Annotated in this window: 2 protein-coding genes; one reads left to right on the plus strand and one right to left on the minus strand. The window is 57.4% G+C overall.

Going from position 1 to position 3,061, the window contains the following annotated elements; genetic code table 11:
* Positions 1–209: 209 nt before the first annotated feature.
* Positions 210–512, minus strand: a complete 303-nt coding sequence (locus NFX52_RS29615) for a hypothetical protein (protein WP_055402340.1) — start codon at positions 510–512, stop codon at positions 210–212.
* Between the two features lie 779 nt (positions 513–1,291).
* Between NFX52_RS29615 and NFX52_RS29620 the strand changes: the two genes are divergently transcribed.
* Positions 1,292–2,506, plus strand: coding sequence for a hypothetical protein (locus NFX52_RS29620; protein ID WP_055402343.1), 1,215 nt, complete (start codon positions 1,292–1,294; stop codon positions 2,504–2,506).
* Positions 2,507–3,061 lie beyond the last annotated feature (555 nt).

Consider the following 3,061-nt stretch of genomic DNA (forward strand, 5'->3'; position numbering starts at 1 on the left):
GCAGGGCTATCAACATGGCTTCACTCCCTGGGTGGATTGCAAGGACTCTATCAACTCCTTTAGAACCGCTCGCGCCATGAAGAGTGGATAGCGTTTGAAGTCTATGCAATCGTCCGGGATGTGACACATAGCGAAGGGCCAAATTCAGTTTCGCTTGGGCAAAAAAAAAGAGGACACATAGTGTCCTCTTTTGCTATTTCGCCAGTAAATCAGTTGCTGGTCGAAGGGTTCATGGCGCGGATGTAATCCATCTGACCTTGAACCACATAAAGTGCAGCCAAAGCAATATCGCCTTGACGCTTGTCACCACGCACGGAAGCGCGCTCAACCGCAGCCCAATAGGACCTGAAGAGTTTATTGAGGACGTAAAGGTCCTTCTGAGAAGAGACTTCTTGAAAAGTCTTAGCGACGACAGTGTCAGTGCCCGGAAAGTTCCGAGCGATAGACATGTTCCAGGCGCGTTGAGCTTGGTCAGCGGCTACAGACGTGTTGTCGATTGCGAACGTGTTCATGGGAACTCTCCGGATAGTTGAAGGAGCCTCGGGGGAGGCGGATTGGTTTACGGTCCTTCTTGTCACCAGAAAAGTGATAACCAAGGGGTAGGCGTCGCATCGTCGAAACGAAGGCCTGCCCTGAACGCCGGGTTGATGGTTTTGCCGCGCCTAATAGTCCATCCCCAGTTTGTACGGATGGGCTTCGAGAGTGAATTTGCCGGTAATGGATTTGAATCCGAGTGTTGATATTGCGTCGGCAGGTGAAACAGGTTTTTTCCGATTCACATATGCCTGCGCGAGGAGTAAATATGAGTGAGCCAAGTTGAGGATATGGATCCCCCGATGTCTGCAGCCCTGTTGATTCTCGGAGAAGCATTCTTGGGGAAGGTTAAATTGTTTCGATAGTTTTCATTTGGCACCAAAATGGTGCGAGAACGTATTGAAAAATTGATGCGATTGTTAGGCGTCCGGCGTCAAAAATTGCGCCAAAAGTCCACAGCGCGGACTTTTCCCGCTACCAGGTTGCATTCCGTCGGTATCCTCGACGCAGGAGTCGAGTTGCAAAGGTAGGGTTGGGCGTATCTATCGCCAGCGGCGGATCTTGGCGCACGGATGATCGGCATGCGAGGTTCGATAGGGGCGAGGCAACGTCGAAACCATATCTGTTTGGTCACTTGTCGACGTCGGTAGCAATTTGGTAGGTGGTTTCCGTATTGGTGCAGACGTCCAAAGCTGGCATAATTAACAAATAAGCAAACTTAGTACCTCGATATATTTTGATTCGAGCAGGAGCAATCATGAAGGCGTGGACCAGTGGTCAGCGACACCAAGGGCATGGGAAAAGTGCCCAGATGGTCAGGGCTGGCCGGCCAGATGCAGTGGCGCCGCGCGGCATCTTTCTGACCAGATACCAGAACTTCAAGCTGCTTCATCTCGCTTTAGGTTCTGACGTGCTGTTGACGGCAACAAAGGCCCATGTCTCGAAGGACCGCGCGGAGCGGATCTTGGCGCAGGAGGAAGTGATTGATGACCAACTGGCAGAGCACATGGGCAGAATGATCCAGGCGCCTAGCTGGTTTGACACGGTCGGAGCTGTACTTGATGACACCTTTGTCGAACGGATCAAGTCTTTCCAGGCTGAAGATGAAGACGAGACGCACAACCCTATGAGGGAGACCACAATGACCGCACTCCGAGTCCAATCTGACGTGAACGAAATGGGCGCCACCTCTGGTGGTGGGCTGAGCCAGCAGGGCAGCGCTCCCGCTGCGCCGTCTTCTGTCGCTGCGAACGCCGACCAGCGAGCAGCGGGCCCCAGCCGCGGCGTGGAAGATCGCTACGACCTGTTTGCGGCCTGGCTTTCGAAGGAGATATCTTCAAGGCCTGGCCTGAAGTCCGAGATCACTTCCTGGCTTGGCATCGAGCTATGGATGCTAAACGGCTGGCTCAGCGCTCGTCGCCGCATGTTCCTCAATGACGTGGAAATGCTCAGCAATGCGCTGCTGCAGCACGGACATTCCTGGGGCAACCAGGTGCGGGGGAAGTTCGATGAGTTTGTGATTCGCCAGCTTCCCACCGCGCGCGGTAGAACCCGTCGGTCGCAGTCGGAAGTGGGCACCGGTGCGGGCGAGGCTGTGAATGAACTCGTAAATGCCGCGGCTCAGGCGAGCGCGAGCGGCTCGTCGTCCTCCGAGGCACCTCCGCCCGCTGCGAAGCCCGCACAGGCCCCTAGCCAGGCGTTGGCAGGGCCCGAGCATGCTGCCGGAAAGGTGGCGGCCGGAGGAGCAAAGGCTGATGCACGGCAGCGCGCTCTGCCTGCTGGGCCTGGAGCCGTGGCGAGCAACCGAGTGCCCGCAGCGCCAGCCAGCCAGAATGTCGCGGGGAGCTTCGAGATCGTCGAGCCCGGCAACCCCGAACCGGTGATGGCAGAGATTGTTACGGCGGCCCGGAGTATCGCTGCGACCCTCGAAGCGGCGATGAACATGCTCGCTGAGTCCCGCCAGAAAAAATGAGGTAGCCGGCCAGCCGCGCCGAGTAGCTGGCCCCGGCTATCGCCGACCAGCTCGCGGCGACGACGCAGCGCTTCGCGGCTGCTTTGGCCTTGTACACGGCGCGTCCGCCTTTCGCACCAAAGTTTCTACCTCGTTCACACTGCCGATCGGGTAAGGCGTGGAGAGCTGCTCCACCAAACGGATGGCGAGGGTTCGGGCTCTCTCCAGTCCGGTGCAGGCCAGCGCGAGAGCAAACTCGTCACCGCCCAGTCTTGCCGCAATGTTTGTTGCATGGAAGACGTTCCTGGTCGCATGGGACTACTGGCGATGGACAGCGCAGCGAGTGGGGGAGCGATCTGCGATGCCCCTTCCGGGAAGCGTTGGACCGGGAAAGGCGCCCAGAAAGCGAAAACCGACCACCCTTTCGAATGATCGGCATCGCCGGCAGCATTATTGATCCGGCGGGAATTATTCATGAGGCCGCATAGGCGACATGCTTGTCGCCAAAGTACTTCCGGACCCGCTCTGGCGTGTTCTCCAACATCGTCATGTGTTCTGTCGCCGCCGCGCGCAGCT

The sequence above is a fragment of the Acidovorax facilis genome, assembly GCF_023913775.1.
Lineage (GTDB): Bacteria > Pseudomonadota > Gammaproteobacteria > Burkholderiales > Burkholderiaceae_C > Acidovorax > Acidovorax facilis.

Bases quoted from the DNA above. Each gene is read 5' to 3' on its own strand.
- NFX52_RS29615 (WP_055402340.1), bottom strand. From the start codon at position 512: ATGAACACGTTCGCAATCGACAACACGTCTGTAGCCGCTGACCAAGCT.
- NFX52_RS29620 (WP_055402343.1), top strand. From the start codon at position 1,292: ATGAAGGCGTGGACCAGTGGTCAGCGACACCAAGGGCATGGGAAAAGT.